The organism is Spiribacter halobius (genome assembly GCF_020883455.1).
In the GTDB taxonomy this organism is placed as follows: Bacteria; Pseudomonadota; Gammaproteobacteria; order Nitrococcales; family Nitrococcaceae; genus Sediminicurvatus; species Sediminicurvatus halobius.
Genome location: NZ_CP086615.1, coordinates 2,298,065 through 2,315,923 on the forward strand (window position 1 = coordinate 2,298,065; position 17,859 = coordinate 2,315,923).

At 69.8% G+C, this 17,859-nt stretch carries 14 protein-coding genes and 1 pseudogene; 12 read left to right on the plus strand and 3 right to left on the minus strand.

What is annotated here, in order from left to right; all coding sequences use genetic code 11:
- Nucleotides 1–74: 74 nt before the first annotated feature.
- From LMH63_RS10465 to LMH63_RS10475, 3 genes are all read left to right on the plus strand, one after another.
- Nucleotides 75–659 (plus strand): LemA family protein, encoded by a 585-nt coding sequence (locus LMH63_RS10465; RefSeq protein WP_109675388.1) that lies wholly within the window; start codon nucleotides 75–77, stop codon nucleotides 657–659.
- 19 nt (nucleotides 660–678) lie between these two features.
- Nucleotides 679–2,727, plus strand: a complete 2,049-nt coding sequence (locus LMH63_RS10470) for a M48 family metalloprotease (RefSeq protein ID WP_109675390.1) — start codon at nucleotides 679–681, stop codon at nucleotides 2,725–2,727.
- A gap of 203 nt (nucleotides 2,728–2,930) precedes the next feature.
- Nucleotides 2,931–5,108: a dihydrolipoyl dehydrogenase family protein gene (locus tag LMH63_RS10475; RefSeq protein ID WP_109675392.1), complete on the plus strand. Its 2,178-nt coding sequence runs from the start codon at nucleotides 2,931–2,933 to the stop codon at nucleotides 5,106–5,108.
- A gap of 118 nt (nucleotides 5,109–5,226) precedes the next feature.
- On the opposite strand, the gene LMH63_RS10480 is transcribed toward LMH63_RS10475, so the two are convergent.
- Both LMH63_RS10480 and LMH63_RS10485 read right to left on the minus strand, forming a co-directional pair.
- Nucleotides 5,227–6,834, minus strand: coding sequence for an FMN-binding glutamate synthase family protein (locus tag LMH63_RS10480; protein WP_229332557.1), 1,608 nt, complete (start codon nucleotides 6,832–6,834; stop codon nucleotides 5,227–5,229).
- Between the two features lie 469 nt (nucleotides 6,835–7,303).
- Nucleotides 7,304–8,743: an FAD-binding oxidoreductase gene (locus LMH63_RS10485; RefSeq protein WP_109675394.1), complete on the minus strand. Its 1,440-nt coding sequence runs from the start codon at nucleotides 8,741–8,743 to the stop codon at nucleotides 7,304–7,306.
- A gap of 202 nt (nucleotides 8,744–8,945) precedes the next feature.
- Between LMH63_RS10485 and LMH63_RS10490 the strand changes: the two genes are divergently transcribed.
- The 6 genes and pseudogenes from LMH63_RS10490 (at nucleotide 8,946) to LMH63_RS10515 (ending at nucleotide 12,628) form a co-directional block, all read left to right on the plus strand.
- A complete protein-coding gene (locus LMH63_RS10490) occupies nucleotides 8,946–9,659 on the plus strand; it encodes a winged helix-turn-helix transcriptional regulator (protein ID WP_199225558.1) in 714 nt (237 codons plus the stop codon).
- Nucleotides 9,660–9,779: 120 nt separating this feature from the next.
- Complete coding sequence (locus tag LMH63_RS10495) at nucleotides 9,780–10,493, plus strand: glutathione S-transferase family protein (RefSeq protein ID WP_229332558.1); 714 nt, start codon at nucleotides 9,780–9,782, stop codon at nucleotides 10,491–10,493.
- A gap of 174 nt (nucleotides 10,494–10,667) precedes the next feature.
- Nucleotides 10,668–11,141 (plus strand): GNAT family N-acetyltransferase, encoded by a 474-nt coding sequence (locus LMH63_RS10500; protein WP_109675398.1) that lies wholly within the window; start codon nucleotides 10,668–10,670, stop codon nucleotides 11,139–11,141.
- 18 nt (nucleotides 11,142–11,159) lie between these two features.
- Nucleotides 11,160–11,279 (plus strand): annotated as a pseudogene (locus LMH63_RS10505) (type II toxin-antitoxin system RelE/ParE family toxin); the annotation flags it as partial.
- A gap of 23 nt (nucleotides 11,280–11,302) precedes the next feature.
- Complete coding sequence (locus LMH63_RS10510; protein ID WP_199225559.1) at nucleotides 11,303–11,881, plus strand: DUF6151 family protein; 579 nt, start codon at nucleotides 11,303–11,305, stop codon at nucleotides 11,879–11,881.
- Between the two features lie 84 nt (nucleotides 11,882–11,965).
- On the plus strand, nucleotides 11,966–12,628 hold the full coding sequence (locus LMH63_RS10515) for a phosphoribosylanthranilate isomerase (RefSeq protein ID WP_109675402.1): 663 nt from the start codon (nucleotides 11,966–11,968) through the stop codon (nucleotides 12,626–12,628).
- Nucleotides 12,629–12,643: 15 nt separating this feature from the next.
- Here LMH63_RS10515 and LMH63_RS10520 read toward each other — a convergent pair whose 3' ends face one another.
- Nucleotides 12,644–13,039 carry a hypothetical protein gene (locus tag LMH63_RS10520; protein ID WP_109675404.1) on the minus strand — a complete coding sequence of 132 codons (396 nt, stop codon included), beginning with the start codon at nucleotides 13,037–13,039 and terminating at the stop codon, nucleotides 12,644–12,646.
- A 72-nt stretch (nucleotides 13,040–13,111) separates the two neighbouring features.
- Between LMH63_RS10520 and LMH63_RS10525 the strand changes: the two genes are divergently transcribed.
- From LMH63_RS10525 to LMH63_RS10535, 3 genes are all read left to right on the plus strand, one after another.
- On the plus strand, nucleotides 13,112–13,369 hold the full coding sequence (locus LMH63_RS10525; protein ID WP_109675743.1) for a type II toxin-antitoxin system Phd/YefM family antitoxin: 258 nt from the start codon (nucleotides 13,112–13,114) through the stop codon (nucleotides 13,367–13,369).
- Complete coding sequence (locus tag LMH63_RS10530; protein ID WP_109675406.1) at nucleotides 13,357–13,659, plus strand: type II toxin-antitoxin system RelE/ParE family toxin; 303 nt, start codon at nucleotides 13,357–13,359, stop codon at nucleotides 13,657–13,659. The genes LMH63_RS10525 and LMH63_RS10530 overlap by 13 nt, the downstream gene beginning before the upstream one ends.
- 282 nt (nucleotides 13,660–13,941) lie before the next feature.
- Nucleotides 13,942–17,835 carry a DUF3683 domain-containing protein gene (locus LMH63_RS10535; RefSeq protein ID WP_109675410.1) on the plus strand — a complete coding sequence of 1,298 codons (3,894 nt, stop codon included), beginning with the start codon at nucleotides 13,942–13,944 and terminating at the stop codon, nucleotides 17,833–17,835.
- Nucleotides 17,836–17,859: the final 24 nt, after the last annotated feature.

Genomic DNA, 17,859 nt, shown 5'->3' on the forward strand with positions numbered 1-17,859 from the left:
TCGGGAAGCGGCTCACAGCCGGGGCGGGCCGGGGGCTTTACCGTTGCGGCGGGTCAAAAGGGGGAATAGTCGGCATGGAATGGATCGTCCTGGCACTCGTCGTCGGCGCGGTGATCGCCGCCGTGCTGATCTACAACCGCCTCGTCACCGCGCGCAATCGCTACCGCAACGCCTTTGCCCAGATCGACGTCCAGCTCACCCGCCGGCACGATCTGATCCCGAATCTGGTGAGCGTGGCCCAGCGCTATCTGGATCATGAGCGTGAGACCCTGGAAGCGGTGACCGCAGCGCGCAACCAGGCCGAGGCTCAGCTGGACGCGGCGCGCCGCGCGCCTGGGGACACCGGCGCCATGCAGGGCCTGGAGGGCGCGGAATCGGGTCTGACGGCGGCGCTGGGGCGGCTGTTCGCGGTCGCGGAGAGCTATCCCGAGCTCAAGGCCGACGCCACCATGATGCAGCTCTCCGAGTCCCTCACCAATACCGAGAACCGGGTCGCCTTCGCGCGCCAGGCCTACAACGATGCGGTGCTCGGCTATAACAATCTGCGCGAGGTCTTCCCGAACAATCTCCTGAGCGGGCTGTTCCGCTTCCGCCCCGCGCGGCTGCTGACGGTGGACGACCCGGCGAAGCGCGAGGCGGTGCAGGTCGCCTTCAACTGAGCCGCCGGCGAGGTCCGCCATGGATTTCTTCGGCCGCCAGGACCGTGCGCGCCGCCAGACGCTGTGGCTGCTGGCGCTGTTCGGGCTCGCCGTGCTGCTCATCATTGGCGTGGTGAGCGTGGCGGCGGTGCTGGTGGCGGGGATCGTGCACCCCCCGCCTGCGGGGGGCTGGCTGGCGGCCCTGAACGCGCAGCGCGACGTGATCGCCTGGGCGGCGGCGCTCACCGGCGGCGGCATCCTCGCCGCCAGCCTGTGGCGCATGCACCGGCTGCGCCGGGGGGGCGGCACGGTGGCCTGGGAGCTCGGCGCCGAGGCAGTGGACCCGGACACCCGGGATCCGCTGCGGCGGCGGCTTGTCAACGTCACCGAGGAAATGGCGCTGGCGGCCGGGATTCCCGTGCCCGGCGTCTACGTGCTGGAAAACGAGCAGTCGATCAACGCCTTTGCCGCCGGGCACGGGCCCGCGGACGCGATCATCGCGGTGACCCGCGGGGCGCTGGAGCGGCTTACCCGCTCGGAGCTGCAGGGGGTTGTCGCCCATGAGGTAGCCCACATTGTCCACGGGGATACGCGACTCAATCTGCGCCTGATGGGCTGGCTGTTCGGCATCACGCGGGTGGCGCGGCTTGGTGTCTTTCTCCTCCGGCCAGGATCACGACGGCGGCGCTATGGCGGGCGCTCGCATCCGGCGATGCTCGCCATGGGCCTGGTGCTGGTCGCGGTGGGCTATCTCGGGCTGTTCTTGGCCCGCTGCCTGAAGGCCGGGGTCGCGCGCCAGCGGGAGTTTCTGGCGGATGCCGGCGCCGTGCAGTTCACGCGACTCCCGGACGGCCTCGCCGGCGCCCTGAAAAAGATCGCCGCCCCCGGGGCCAACCGCCTGCGGGCGGACAGCGAGGAAGTTGCCCACATGCTCTTCGCTGCCGGCCGCGGCGGTCGCCTGCTGGCGAGCCATCCTCCCATCGTCGAGCGCATCCGGGCCCTGGAGCCTGGCTTCGACCCGGCGGCGCTGGCGGCGCCCCCGCCGGCGGACCGGCAGAGCGAGGCGACGGCGCCCGGGCCGGGCGAGCGCTCCGGGGCAGGGGCTGCGGGCATCGGCACCTCCGCCGCCACAACCGACGCCGATGCCGCGGAAACACCGGCCGCGGACGCGCTGGCACCGGTGCTGGATCTGCTGCCCACGCCGCTGCTGGAGGCTGCCCACAAACCGGAATGGGTGGCGCCGCTGCTCGGCTACCTCCTGCTCGGACAGGGCGCCGACCTGCAGGCCGCGCAGCTGCTGGCGGTCCAGCGTCACCTCGGCGCGGAGGCCGAGGCGAACGTGCGCTACCTGCTGACGGCGGTACCGGCGCTGGCGCCGGACCTCCGGCTGCCACTGCTGGATCTCGCCTTTCCGCTGCTGCGCCGGGCGCCCCCGGCCCGCCGGACGGCGCTGCTGGCCCTCGCCGACGAGCTGGCTCGCGGCCAGGGCGGGGCGGAGGTTCTGCCCTACGCCGTCGCACGCCTGCTGGGTGAGCGGCTGCGGGAGGCCGAGGGACACGGACGCCGCGCGGTGGTGCCCGGCGCGGGCCGGCTGCGGGCGCTGCGGCAGGTGCTGGCAGTGGTGGCGCAGCAGGGTGCGGAGCCGCCGGAGGCGGCCCGGGCGGCCTATGCCGCCGGCCTGGCCGCGGCGGGCCTGCCGCCGTCACCGATGCCGGAAGCGGGCGAGCTCTGGCAGCCGCTGCTGGAGAGCGCCCTGCGGCGACTCGATGGGCTGCCGCCGCGGGGCAAGCGGCGGGTGCTGGAGGGACTCGAGGCCACCGCACGGCACGATCGCACGCGAGCCCGCATATCTCACCGATTCGCGGAGCGAGGGGGTGGAGATGGCGGGCAAGACAAGGCGCGCGAGAGCTCGGGCGCGCAGGCGTACTCGACAGTACGTCGAGCACCCGAGCCGAGCGCAACGCCGGATTGCCCGGCAGATCCACGCCCGCAGCCGCGAATCGGTGAGATATGCGGGCTAAATGCCCGTGAGCAGGCGCTGATGCGCGTCATCGCGGCAAGGCTGCATATCCCGATCCCATACCTCTAGGGAAGCGCTGGTCAATTTCCGCAGGCCTGTGCGCTCCAGAGCGGCGGCCAGAGGCCCGCGGGAATCGATCAGCGCTTCCCTAGGCGCCGGAGGCGGCTCGCAAAAGCCCGTAGGCAGAAGCACGAATGGCGCCCGTCGGGGCGCACGGACACACTGGCGTCCGTTCGTGGTCAGAGTCTTAACCGCACCACCGGGAGTCGAACATGTCCTACGGGAAGCTCATCCTGCCCGTGATCATCGCGGCCGCCATCGGCGCGTTCTTCGCCTTTGATCTCGGCCAGTATCTGTCGCTGGCCTACGTGCAGTCCCAGCGCGAGACCTTCCAGGCGGTCTATGCGGCGCATCCGGTGGCCACGCTGGCGGCCTTCTTCGCGATCTACGTCGTGGTCACGGCGCTGTCACTCCCGGGCGCCGCGGTGATGACGCTGGTGGCGGGAGCGCTGTTCGGGCTCGTCACCGGCACCGTGCTGGTGTCCTTCGCCTCCAGCATCGGCGCCACGCTGGCGTTCCTGGTCGCCCGCCTGCTGCTGCGGGACACGGTGCAACGGCGCTTCGGTCAGAGCCTGCGCAAGGTCAATCGCGGCGTGGAGAAGGACGGGGCGTTCTATCTGTTCGGGCTGCGGCTGGTGCCGGCGTTTCCGTTCTTCGTCATCAACCTGGTGATGGGGCTGACGCCCATGCGCACCTGGACCTTCTACTGGGTGAGCCAGGTAGGCATGCTCGCCGGCACCGTCGTCTACGTGAATGCCGGCACCCAGCTCGGGCAGATCAGCTCCGTGGGCGGGCTGCTCTCGCCGGGGCTGATCGCCTCGTTCACCGCCCTCGGCCTGTTCCCCATCGTCGCCCGCAAGATCCTGCAGACACTGCAGGCGCGCAAGGCGCTGCGCGGCTGGGAGAAGCCCGATAGCTTCGACCGCGACATGGTGGTCATCGGGGCGGGCTCCGGCGGGCTCGTGAGCGCCTACATCGGTGCAGCCGTCAAGGCCCGGGTCTCGCTCATCGAGAAGGACCGTATGGGCGGTGACTGCCTCAACACCGGCTGCGTGCCCTCCAAGGCGCTGCTGCGCTCGGCGCGTTTTGTTGCGCAGCTGGGGCGCTCCGGGGAGTACGGCATCCGCTCCGCGAGCGCCGAGTTCGACTTCGCCGAGGTGATGGAGCGGGTCCAGAAGGTGGTGCGGCAGGTGGAGCTCCACGACTCCGTGGAGCGATACGAGGGGCTAGGCGTGGACGTGATCAAGGGCGAGGCCCGGATCACCTCGCCCTGGACGGTGGAGGTCGACGGCCGCACGCTCACCACCCGCAACATCATCGTCGCCACGGGTGCCCGCCCGTTCGTGCCGCCGATTCCCGGGCTCGAGGAGGCCGGCTACCTGACCTCGGAGAACCTCTGGGATCTACGCGAGCGCCCGGAGCGGCTGGTGGTGATCGGCGGCGGGCCCATCGGCAGCGAGCTGACCCAGGCCTTTGCCCGCCTCGGCAGCCACGTGACCCAGGTCGAGCTGGCACCGCGCCTGCTACCCCGCGAGGACCCGGAGGCAGCGGCCCTGGTGGCGCAGCGCTTCGCCGAGGAAGGCATCGACGTGCGCACCGGCACCCAGGCAAAGGCCGTGGAGACGGGCGCAGACGGCAGCCGTGCGCTGCTGGTCGAGCGGGACGGCGTCGAGGAGCGCATCCCCTTTGACCAGATCCTGGTCGCCGTGGGCCGCAAGCCGAACATCACCGGCTTCGGGCTGGAGACGCTGGGGATCCCCACCACCGAGCGCGGCACCATCGAGGTCAACGAGTACCTGCAGACCCGCTATCCCAATATCTTTGCCGTCGGCGACGTGGTGGGGCCGTACCAGTTCACCCATGCTGCGGCCCATCAGGCATGGCATGCGGCGGTGAACGCCCTGTTCGGCGGCTTCAAGCGCTTTGCCGTGGACTACAGCGCACTGCCCTGGAGCACCTTCACCGACCCCGAGGTGGCGCGCGTGGGCCTCAACGAGGACGAGGCCAAGGCACAGGGCATCGAGTACGAGGTCACGGTCTACGAGCTCGCGGAGCTGGACCGGGCGATTGCCGAAGGCGCCACCGAGGGCTTCGTGAAGGTGCTCACCGTCCCCGGCAAGGATCGCGTGCTCGGCGCCACCATCGTCGGCGAGCATGCCGGTGAGCTCATCAGCGAGTACGTCACCGCGATCCGTCACGGTCTCGGCATGAACAAGCTGCTCTCCACGATCCATGCCTACCCCACGCTCATGGAGGCGAACAAGTTCGCCGCCGGCGAGTGGAAGAAGGCGCACGCGCCCCAGCGGGTGCTGGCCTGGCTGGCCCGCTACCACGCCTGGCGCAGGGGGCGGCCGGCCGGGGAGAACGCCCAGGCGGCCCAGCAACGCTGACAAGGCCCAATGGGGGATCCGGCGCGCGGGCGCGCCTCCTGCAGGTAGTCGCTGCCGCCCTGCCCGGGCAGGCCCCGCAGGAGCGGCGCCCCCGCCGCGAATCGGTGAGATATGCGGGCTAGGCCGCGGGCGCGAAGCGCCGGCCGCTTGCCCGGGGCCAGTAGCGCTGGTAAACGCCGTGGCCCGGCGTCCTGCGCAGCAGCTCGCCAGCTTCCAGAAAGGGGTAGAGCTCATCGAAGCTGCGCACCTCGCCGTCCGCCGTGCGGCGCAGGAGGTGGCTCGGGCGTATTTGCCACGGCTGCTCCAGGCCCGCCGCCGAGAGCAGCCCGGCCAGGGCCTTCAGCGTGTTGGCGTGGAAGTTCGCGACGCGGACGGACTTGTCCTTCACGTCCAGCGCACCGGCGCGATAAGGGTCCTGCGTGGCGACGCCGGTCGGGCAGTGATCGGTATGGCAGCTCAGCGACTGGATGCAGCCCAGAGCGAACATGAAGCCGCGGGCGGCGTTGCACCAGTCGGCGCCGAGAGCCATCGTGCGGGCGATCTTGAACGAGCTCGTCACCTTGCCGGCCGCACCGATGTGCAGGCGGTCCCGCAGCCCGGCACCCACCAGGGTGTTGTGCACCAGCAGCAGGGCGTCGTCCAGCGGCATGCCGAGGCGGTTGATGAACTCCAGCGGCGCCGCGCCGGTACCCCCCTCGCCACCGTCGACGACGATGAAGTCCGGCAGCTCCTCGGTCTCGAGCATCGCCTTGACGATGGCGAACCACTCCCACGGATGCCCGACCGCCAGCTTGAAGCCCACCGGCTTGCCGCCGGAGGCCTCACGCAGGCGAGTGATGAAATGCATGAGCTCGATGGGCGTATGGAAGGCCGAGTGGGCCGGTGGCGAGACCACGTCTTCCCCCATCGGCACGTGTCGCGCCTCGGCGATCTCCGGAGTGACCTTGGCCGCGGGCAGGATGCCGCCGTGGCCGGGCTTAGCCCCCTGGGAGAGCTTGATCTCGATCAGCCGCACCTGCTCGCGGGCGGCGTTGTCGCGGAACAGGGCCTCGTCGAAGCGACCGTGATCGTCCCGGCAGCCGAAGTACCCGGAGCCGATCTCCCACATCAGGTCGCCGCCGTGGCGGGTGTGGTAGCGGGAGATCGAGCCCTCCCCGGTGTCGTGGTAGAAGCCACCCATGGCGGCGCCCTTGTTGAGCGCGAGAATGGCGTTGGCCGAGAGCGAGCCGAAGCTCATCGCCGAGATGTTGAAGACGCTGGCGCGGTAGGGCAGCGGGCAGTCCCGCCCGATGGTCACGCGAAAGGTCTTCGGATCCGGCTCGGTGGGAGCAACCGAGTGATTGATCCACTCGTAGCCCTCCGCATAGACGTTCTGCAGGGTGCCGAACGGGCGCTTGTCGAGCACGTTCTTGGCCCGCTGGTAGACCACCGAGCGCTGCTCGCGGGAGAACGGGCGCTCGTCGGTGTCCGCCTCGATGAAGTACTGCCGGATCTCCGGGCCGATGGACTCCAGGAAATAGCGCAGATGGGCGAGCACGGGGTAGTTCCGGCTCACGGCCCGGCGCGTCTGCAGCAGATCGTAGATGCCGAGGGCTGTCAGGGCGCCGAAGATGGCCGCGGGCCAGCCCCACCAGAGGCTCATGGGCAGGCACAGTATCGACGCCAGGAGGCCGACGATGCAGATGCCGAATCCGGCGAAGCGCACGGGTACGTGAATGGTGGACACTGGGGGGCCTCTCTTCCCGCCTGCGGACGTGGTCTACCCTCGCCGGCCGCGTCACCAACTGCAATAGGGAACGGCCCTGACCCATCCTGCCGGTGCGGACGGGGCCGGCCCGGTCCGCCGGCAGAGAGGGCGGATGTGAATTCCCGGTCCGGGGTCGCCCGGGCGGCCGGCAGCCAGGTGCTGCTGGTCTCCGGGCAGGCGCTGGCGAAAACGATGCTCGAGATCCGCGGTCAGGGAGCGCAGGCGTTCGTCCCGGAACGTCATCGTCGTTTGCCGAGGCTACGAAGCTGTTGCCTGCCACTTTGGAGTCAGATGGGACAGCGACACCCGGCCGGCCACCTCCCGGATGCCGGGCCGGCAGGCGTGCGCGCTGCGACCGCCATCCGGCATGAGGATCGCGCCGCCGGCGAGCGCGTATCCCGGAGGACTCGGCGGGGCCCGGGCAGGGCTCCCGCCGATGGTGCGTCCGCTACGCCGCCGCTTCCGGCGCCTGCGGGGGTATGTTCAGGTTCGAGCGGAAGAGGTTGCGCGGATCGACCCGCTGCTTCACGGCCTGGAGTCGCGCATAATTTACGCCGTAGGCGGCCTGGGTGCGCTCACCTTCGTCCTCGGTGAGGAAGTTCACGTAGCCCCCGCCGGTGCCGTGGGGCGCCGCCGCGGAGAATGTCCGCCGTGCCCAGTCGCGGACCGCGTCGTCCTGTTCCGGGCGGCTCCAGCGCCCGTGCACGTTCATGATGTAGTGGGCGTCGCGGCCGGCGTAGGCGGTGTCGGTCGGGGCCACTCGGGCCATGGCGCCGCCCACGTGGGCGATGAAGACCTCGCATTCCGGGTCCGGCAGCGTCGCGGCCGCGTTGATGACCAGGTCCAGTACTGCGTTATTAAGCGTGCTGAAGCTGTTGGATTTCCAATAGTTCCGCCCGCCGGGCGTGAGCAGCGGATCGAACGCCTGCTGGAATGCGGCATAGGGCTGGATGCCGAGGGCGCTGCCCACCGGCTCGCCGAAGCCGAGCACGGGCGCCGCGGCGCGCTCGCCGTCGGCGGGGTCACCGCAATGCACGAGCGGGAAGACCACCACCTCGTGACCGTGCACCGATTCCGGCAGGAAGGGCAGGGGCGGGGCCTTGCGCAGCACGGTCCAGACCGTGAGCGCTTCGGGCGCGGTGGCGGTGAAGTCCCGCCAGGCGCGCAGCACCTGCTCCGCCTGCGCGAACGGGTAGACCACCAGGCCGCTGTAGACCATCGGACCCACCGGATGCAGGCGGAACTCGAAGGCCGTCACCACCCCGAAGTTGCCGCCACCGCCCTGCAAGGCCCACAAGAGCTCCGGGTCGCGCTCGCCCGAGACGGTGCGTCGCTCACCGTCGGCGGTGACGAGGTCCGCCGAGACGAGGTTGTCGATGGTCATGCCGTAGCGCCGGCTGAGCCAGCCGAAACCGCCCCCGAGGCACAGGCCGGCGACGCCGGTGGTGGAGTTGATGCCGAGCGGCGTGGCCAGCCCGAAGGCCTGTGCCTCATGGTCGAAGTCGGCGAGCAGGGCGCCGGGGCCGACGCGTGCGCTGCGTCGCTCCGGGTCCACGTGGACGTCACGCATGGCTGAGCAGTCGATCACCAGCCCCTGGTCGGCCACGGCGTTTCCGGCAATGTGATGGCCGCCACCACGAACGCTGGTGAGCAGTCCGTGCTCCGCGGCGAAGCGCACGACGGTCTGCACGTCCCGCGCGCCGCGGCAGCGGGCGATCAGCGTGGGGTGGCGGTCCACCATGCCGTTCCACACGGCGCGGGCCTCGTCGTAGCCGGGGTGATCGGCGGCGACGATGTCGCCGCGGAGGGCGCCGGCGAAGGCGTCGACGGTGGGGGCATCCACGGTGGTGGTGCCGCCGTCCAGGGTGCGGAACGTGTAGCTGTTCATGACGAGGTGCTCTTGTTGGTTCTGATGCCAGGCCCGATGCGCCCAGTGTGAAGTCGCCCTTGTTCGGTCGGCCTGCACCATGCTGCTGGCCGCCGGTCGGGTAGGGACGGGTAAACCACCGGACTGGCGAGGATTCTGCGCCGTTGCCGTGGGCAAACAACTGCAGATTCTGTATCGTGAAAATCCCGCCAGGAGCGAATCCATGAGCGGAGCACAGTCAGGTAGTTACGGTCAGTTCTGCCCGGTCGCCATGGCCTCGGAGGTGCTCTGCCGCCGCTGGACCACGCTGATCCTGCGCGAGCTGCTCTGCGGCAGCACCCGCTTCAACGAGCTGCAGAAGGGCATGCCCCGAATCTCCCCGGGGCTGCTCTCCGAGCGGTTGCGGGAGCTGGAAGCCCACGGGCTGGTGCGGCGCGAGCCGACCGGCACCGGCCACGCCTATCGCCTGAGCGAGGCGGGGGAGGCCCTGCGCCCGCTGGTCACGGCGATGGGTGAGTGGGGCCACCGCTGGGTCGAGAGCACGGCTTCCCTCGCCAATCTGGACCCCTCCCTGTTGATGTGGGACATGCGCCGAAATCTGGACCCGACGCCGATGCCGCCGCGCCGCTGCGTGATTCAGTTTCTGTACCCGGATCTTGCGCCCGGCAGCCGGCGCTGGTGGCTGGTGGTGGAGCCCGGGACCGGGGTAAGCCTCTGCTACACGGACCCGGGCTTCGACGTGGATCTGCACGTCTCCTCCAGCCTGCGGACCATGACCGCCATCTGGATGGGCTACACGACCCTGGCGGCCGAGGTGGCGTCCGGCATGGTGCACCTCACCGGGGACGACGCCCTGCGCCGCAGCATCGACGCCTGGCTTGGCCTGAGCCCGTTCGCCCGCAACACCGTCAACCGTGCGGCCGCCGAGGGGGCCTGACGGGAGCATACGCGCCACGGCGGGCGTGGGCGGCAGCGACAGCATGGGGCGCTGAACTCTGACAATGCCCCTGAGACCATTAGTATGCTCTGACCGCAGGAAGCGATCAGGAGCCGCACCGTGAGCCGCAACGGCCTGTACCGCCTCTACTATTCCCCGGACAGCGCGAACCTGGTGGTGCGGTTGGCGCTCGAGCTTCTGCGCGCGCCCTACGAGGCGGTACTGGTGGACCGCGGCCGGCGCGAGCAGCATTCCCCCGCCTACCGTCGCCTCAACCCCCAGGGCCTGATCCCCGTGCTCGTGGACGGCGATGCCGTGCTATTCGAGACCGGCGCCATCCTGCTCTATCTGGCCGACCGGCATCCCGGCCTTGCGCCGCCGCCGGCAGCCGCCGCGCGGGGCGACTGCCTGAAGTGGCTGTTCTTCCTCTCCAACACCCTGCACGCCGATCTGCGCATCGCCTTCTACCGCGAGCGGTATGCGGACGAGCCCGATGCCCGGGAGCGCGTCGGGCGTACCGCCCAGCGGCGGGCGCTCGGGCATTTCCGGCTGCTGGAGCGGCAGCTCGCGGCGCGAGAGGGCGTGTGGCTGCTGCCCTGGGGCCGCAGCGTCTGCGATGTCTACCTGGCCGGCTGCGCGCGCTGGGCGCGGCTCTATCCGCAGGGCTCGCCCCTGGCCGCCGACGCCCTCGACGACTGCCCGCAGCTGCTCGCGCTCTGCGCCGCCCTGGAAGCCGATCCGGCCGTGGCGCGCGCCTGCGAAGCCGAGGGCATCCCGGCGCCGTTCTTCAGCCGGCCGCGGCCGGCGGAGCCGGAGGTGGGGAGTGTGCTGTGAGGGCCCCTATCCAGCGGCGTGGGTTCCGTTGGGGCTCGCGGGGTCACTCGACGCCTCATCGAGGGGGCTCCCTGTTCCCGGGTCGGGTGTGGCCCGCTGGGGGCTTTTCCGGCGCGGCTGGGCAGGCAAAGACGGCCATCCACGTCGCCCAGCGCGGCACGACGGGGGTAGATCGTGAAGCTGCGCCGATACCGGGAGGCCGACGTCGCGGCCCTCGTGCATCTGTTCACCGAGTCCGTTCACAGCCTGGCGGCCCCTGACTACGCTGCCGAGCAGCGTCAGGCCTGGGCGCCGATTCCGCCCGATCTCGCGGCATGGCGGGCGCGGTTCCGGGAGCTGGACACCATCGTTGCAGAGGCAGAGGACAGGGTTCTGGGCTTCCTCTCCTATGAACCGAACGGTCATATCGAGCTGCTTTACACGGCACCGCATGCCGCGCGTAAAGGCGTCGCATCGGCACTGCTACAAGAGGCAGCCGGATGCCTGGCCCGGGTCAAGGGTACGGGGGAGCTGTTTACGGAAGCCAGCCTGACGGCGGTACCCTTCTTCCTGAAGCAGGGCTTCGAAGTTACCGCCGAGCAGACCGTGCGCAGGCGTGGCGTGAGCTTCCGCCGCTTCGCCATGCGCAGGCCCGCCGGGCCGCGTTGATGTGGGTGGCTACGACATATCGCGGAAGATCCCTACCGAAAACCACTGCCGTTCGAGAAACTGGTGGCTGACCTGGCCGGCGCCTGCTCACGTCCGATCAGTTCGAGGCATGCCGGCATCTACACAGACAGGGGCGTCGAGACATGCATAGGATCCAGTGCATGTGTGGCTCGGTGGGAGGCCGCATCGAGGGCTCGGGGCTGCACAACCGTGGTATCTGCCACTGCACGGACTGCCGCGCGTTCGCGCGCTTTCTAGGCAAGGGCGAGGAGGTGCTGGATGCGCAAGGCGGCACGGAGATCGTGCAGCTGGCGCAGTGGCGGCTGCGATTCGAGCGCGGAGAGGAGCACCTGGCGGCCGTTCGGCTCAGCACTAAGGGGATTCTCCGCTGGTACGCCGCTTGCTGCCGCACGCCCATCGGCAACACCCTGCCGACGCGGCGGGTCTCGGTGATCGGGCTGGTGCATGCCTGCCTCGACGCCCAGAGGCTGGATGAAGACTTCGGCAACGGCGTCGCCATCGTCCACGCCGGCAGCGCCCTCGGCAGCCCCAAGCCCAGAAGCCATGGGATGCTCGGCGCCAGCGCGCGGCTGATCGGGATCATCGGCGCGGCGCTGATCACCGGACGCTACCGACGGTCTCCACTGTTCGACGACTCGGGCGCGCCGCGCGTGGTGCCGAGGGTGCTCACTGCGGAAGAACTGGCCGAGCTGAAGGCGGATCCAGGCGCTCCGGCATAACAGAGACTGTCGGGTGACCGGCGCACCCGGTTTGACGCCCGGGGAGGACCCAAGCCGGGTGCGCTAGCAACAGAGAGCAGTGGTGTGCGCACGAGGGTAAAGGTCTGCTGCATCCAGAGCATCGCCGAGGCCCGGTTGGCGGTAGCCATGGGTGCGGACGCGCTCGGTCTCGTCGGTGCGATGCCAAGCGGCCCGGGTCCGATCCCCGACGCGGCGATCGCCGGGATCGCCCGCTCGGCGCCGCCGGCGGTCGCCACCTTTCTGCTCACGAGCCGGGCATCGCCGGACGCCGTAGCGCAGCACGTCCTCGACTGCCAGCCGACGGTGGTACAGCTAGTGGATGCCGTGCCAGCCGCAACCTACAGCGCCTTGCGTGAGCGCTGCCCCGGGGTGCGCATAGTGCAGGTGATTCACGTGGAGGACGGTCGGGCGCCGGATCAGGCGGCGGCCGCGTCCAGACACGTGGACGGTCTGCTGCTCGATTCCGGACGCCCAGCGGCGGCCGTCCGGGAGCTCGGCGGGACCGGGCGGGTGCATGACTGGACGCTGAGCCGGCGGATCGTGGAAGCCGTGGATGTCCCGGTGTTTCTCGCCGGAGGCCTCCGACCCGGGAACGTGGCGGCGGCGATACGCGAGGTCACCCCCTTCGCCGTCGATCTCTGCTCGGGCGTGCGGACGGACGGGGCGTTGGATCGCGAGAAGTTGAAGGCCTTCATGCTGGCGGTCCGCAGCGCGGATCAACGGTGACGGCGCGGCCGGCGGTCAGCCGCAAGGCTGCTGCAGCAGCCGCTCCAGCGCCTCGGCCCGCATCTCGAGCTCGAAATGCACGGGATCGGTAGTCGTGAAGATCAGGTAGCGGACCTCGGCGGAGTAGCTCGCCTCTCGCGCCTCGCGGTGATGCGCTACCAGCTTGTTGGCGATGTTGAGGAGGCGGTCGCGGGCCAGGTCATCCACCTCCACGGTGCCCTCGGCCTGCCGCTGGAGCTCGGCGAAGAACCACTCGTAGACGGCACAGCGCTCCGCCCGGCGCTCGACATCCGGTGGGCCTGCGAGCCAGGACGGGACGGCGGCGGCGCTGGTCATCACCAGCACCGCGAGCAAGGCGCAGGGGAGCGGGATGGCGAGTCGTGCGAGCACATGCTGGAGGCTTCGATGCATCGGCCGCGTTCACCGCGATCCATCGGCGAGTGATATTATAGTCGCACTTCTGGCGGTGTCCCGGGTGATTGGATGAAGGTCGAACTGGTGACGACCCTGAAGCGCCAGGCCACGAAGATCCTGGCCGAGCTGCATGAATCCAAGGAGCCCGTGCTGATCACCGAGCACGGCAAGCCGTCTGCCTATCTCGTTGATGTGCAGGACTATGAGCTCATGCAGCGCAGGCTTGATCTGCTGGAGGGGCTCTCCCGGGGAGAGCGGGCTGTCCTGGAAGGGCGAACGTACAGCCAGAACGAGGCCAGGGAAAGGCTCGGTAAGTGGCTGAAGTAATCTGGACGGAGCCCGCCGTCCAGGACCTCGATTCGATCGCCGAGTACATCGCACTCCACAATCCGCCTGCCGCCAGACGCCTGATTGAGAACGTGTTCGAGAAGACCGGGCGGCTGGCGCGTTTCCCGCACTCGGGGCGCGTCCCGCCCGAGCTGCCGGATTCGGTCTTCCGCGAAATGGTCGTGCCGCCCTGCCGCGTCTTCTACCGCACGGAGCAGGGCCGTGTGCTCATTCTCCATGTGATGCGGGAGGAGCGACGGCTGCGTGCCTACCTGCTGGAAGGCGACTAGCCCGCACATCCCACCGATTCGTGGCTGCGGGCGCGGATCTGGCCGACAGTCCTGCGTTGCGCTCGGCCCGGGTGCTCGACGTACTGTCGAGTACGCCTGCGCGCCCGGGCTCTCGCGCGCCTTGTCCTGCCCGCCATCTCCACGCCCTCGCTTCGCGAATCGGTGAGATATGCGGGCTGGCCAGCCGCCGAGTTGCCGCGCCGACCCTGCCAACTCGGCTGCTGGCCAGTATGATGGCAGCGAGCGTCCTCCATCGAAGCCACCCGGAGCCCTCCGCCCCCGATGACCAGCACCGCCCGCATTCGTGAGATCCCCTACAACTACACCTCGTTCTCCGACCGCGAGATCGTCCTGCGCTATATGGGCGAGGACGGCTGGGACACGCTGAACGACCTGCGCGGCGAGCGCCGCACGGGCATCTCCGCGCGCATGCTCTTCGAGGTACTGGGGGATCTCTGGGTGGTGGGGCGCAACCCCTATATCCAGGAGGACCTGCTCGCCAACCCGAAGCGCCGCGAGGCGCTGGTGGGGGCGATGGACCACAGGCTGGACCAGATCGTCGCCCGGGCCAACGGCAACGAGCGGGCACTGCAGCTCGCCGGCCGCGCCCGCGAGGCGGTGCGCCAGTTCGAGGCCTGGTTCCCGGAGACGGCCAAGCGCCGCGAGCGGGCGCGCAAGGCCTTCGCCCGGCACACCGCCGAGCACAACGTCTGCTTCGACGGGCTCACCCGCGTCGCCCACCAGACCGACGCCACCGACTGGCGCGTGGCCGTGCCCTTCGTCGTGCTCACGCCGGACACCGAGGCGGAGATGGCCGGGCTGGTCGCCACCGCCGTGGAGCTCGGGCTCACGGTCATCCCCCGCGGCGGCGGCACCGGCTACACCGGCGGCGCGGTGCCGCTGGACGAGGCCTGCGCCATCATCAACACCGAGAAGCTGGAGGGCCTCGGCGCCGTGGAGCGCCGGGAGCTGCCGGGCGTGGCCGAGCCCGTCGCCACCATCCGCGCCGAGGCGGGGGTGGTCACCCGCCGGGTGGAGGATCTGGCGGACCGCTTCGGTTACGTCTTCGCCGTGGACCCCACCTCCCGCGATGCCAGCACCATCGGCGGCAACGTGGCCATGAACGCCGGCGGCAAGAAGGCCGTGCTCTGGGGTACGACCCTGGACAACCTCGCGGCCTGGCGCATGGTCACCCCGGAGGCGGACTGGATCGACGTCGAGCGCCTCGACCACAACCTTGGCAAGATCCACGAGCAGGAGACGGTGCGCTTCCGCATCACCCGCTACGGCCCGGACGGGAAGACGCCGAAGGGCGAGCCCGAGGAGCTGGCCTTCCCCGGGGCGAGCTTCCGCACCGTGGGCCTCGGCAAGGACGTCACCGACAAGTTCCTGCACGGCCTGCCCGGCGTGCAGAAGGAGGGCTGCGACGGGCTCATCACCTCGGCGCGCTTCATCCTGCACGTGATGCCGAAGCACATGCGCACCGTGTGCCTCGAGTTCTACGGCACCGACCTGCACCAGGCCGTGCCCGCCATCGTCGAGATCATCGACGACATCAAGGCCGACGACGCGGTAAAGCTCGCGGGCCTCGAGCACCTGGACGAGCGCTACGTGCGCGCCGTGGACTACGCCCCCAAGGGCGAGCGCGGCGAGAAGCCGAAGATGCTGCTGGTGGGCGACCTCGCGAGCGACGACGAGGCCGCCTGCCAGGCCGCCGCCGAGCGCATCGTGGCGCTGGTCTCCCGGCGCAATGCCGACGGCTTCATCGCCGCCTCGGCGGAGGCGCGCAAGACCTTCTGGGCGGACCGCTCGCGCACCGCCGCCATCGCCGCCCACACCAACGCCTTCAAGATCAACGAGGACGTGGTCATCCCGCTGGACCGCCTCGCGGACTACAGCGAGGGCGTGGAGCGGATCAACATCGTCCAGTCCCTGCGCAACAAGCTCGCCATGGTGGATGCCCTGCGCGAGCATCTGCGCGGCCCCATGCCGGAGCTCCGCCACCGCTCGGACTACCTGGAGCGGGAGGACTTCGAGGCGAGCGAGGAGGGCGGCAACATCCTCGCCCGCAAGCGCGAGACCGCGATCACCCATCTCGATGCGGTGGAGCAGCGCTGGCGCGCCATCCTCGCCGCCATGGACGAGGACGCCGCCGCCCACGACGCCCTGCTGGACGACAGCGCCCGCGCCGACCGCCGGGAGGGCGATACCCTGGCGCAGCTGCTGCTGCGGCGCAGCCTGCGCATCTCCTACCGGGCCGAGGTGGAGCGCAAGCTCAAGGAGATCTTCGACGGCCGCGACCTCGAGCCCGTGCGCCGGCGCATCGACGAGATCCACCAGGACATCCTGCAGAGCCGGCTGTTCGTCGCCCTGCACATGCATGCCGGCGACGGCAACATCCACACCAACATCCCGGTGAACTCCAACGATTACGCCATGATGCGCGAGGCCGATGCCATCGTGGATCAGGTCATGGCGCTGGCGCGGCGGCTGAACGGCGTGATCTCCGGCGAGCACGGCATCGGGCTGACCAAGATGCAGTACCTGGACGAGGGCCAGGTGCGCCGATTCACCGACTACAAGGCCAAGGTGGACCCGGAGGGCCGCTTCAACCGCGGCAAGCTGGTGGCGGGCTCGGGCCTCGGCGACGCCTACACGCCGTCGCTCCGCCTGGTGCAGCAGGAGGCGATCATCCTCGAGCAGAGCGAGCTCGGCGAGCTCAACAACGACATCAAGGACTGCCTGCGCTGCGGCAAGTGCAAGCCCGTGTGCACCACCCACGTGCCCCGGGCGAACCTGCGCTACTCGCCGCGGGACAAGATCCTCGGCACCAACCTGCTGGTGGAGGCCTTCCTCTACGAGGAGCAGACGCGGCGGGGGCTGTCACTCAAGCACTGGGCGGAGATGAACGACATCGCCGACCACTGCACCATCTGCCACCGCTGCGTGACCCCCTGCCCGGTGAATATCGACTTCGGCGAGGTCACCATCAAGATGCGCCACGCGCTGAAGAAGCGCGGCCGCCGCCGGGAGGCGCCGGTGTCGAAGGTCTCCATGGCGTTCCTGAACGTGAAGGACGCGCGCACGATCAAGATCATGCGCAAGGGCATGATCGAGTGGGGCTACGGCGCCCAGCGCCTCAGCCACTACGTGGCGCGCAGCGTCGGCATGGCCGGCACGAAGGACACCATCCCGGACTCGGACATCAAGCGCCGCCCGAAGCCCACCCGGGATCTCTCCAGCATCCCGGCCCAGGTGGTGCACTTCGTGAAGAAGCCCATGCCGGGCGGGCTGCCCAACCAGACCATGCGCCAGCTCCTGGGCGCCGAGGACCCCACCCACGTCCCCATCCTGCGCGACCCGGAGCGCACCGACGAGAACTCGGACGCCGTCTTCTACTTCCCCGGCTGTGGCTCCGAGCGGCTGTTCAGCCAGATCGGCCTGGCGACCCTCGCCATGCTCTACGACGCCGGCGCCCAGACCGTGCTGCCGCCGGGGTACCTCTGCTGCGGCTACCCCCAGACCTCCAGCGGCGACATCGAGAAGGGCCAGGAGATCACCACCGAGAACCGCGTGCTCTTCCACCGCGTGGCCAACACGCTGAACTACCTCGACATCAAGACCGTCATCGTCTCCTGCGGCACCTGCATGGATCAGCTGCTGAAGTACGAGTTCGAGCAGATCTTCCCCGGCTGCCGCCTGCTCGACATCCACGAGTACCTGCTCGAGAAGGGCTACAAGGTCGATAACGTGGACGGCGTGCAGTACATGTACCACGAGCCCTGCCACACTCCGATGAAGACCCGCGAGGGCCACAAGGTGGCGAGCGAGCTCATGGGCAGGGAAGTGCCGCTCAACGACCGCTGCTGCGGCGAGGCCGGCACTTTCGCCGTCAGCCGCCCGGACATCGCGAGCCAGGTCCGCTTCCGCAAGGAGGAGGAGATCAACACCGGCGTCACCGAGCTCACCGGCGAGCCCACCGCCGAAAAGGGCAAGGTGAAGATGCTCACCTCCTGCCCCGCCTGCCTCCAGGGCCTCTCCCGCTACCGCGAGGACACCGGCGTCGAGGCCGACTACATCGTCATCGAGATGGCCAAGCACATCCTCGGCGAGGACTGGTCGAAGCAGTTCGTGGAGCGGGCGAAGGCCGGTGGGGTTGAGAAGGTGTTGCTGTAGCGGGCGGAGCCGGGTAGGGCGGCA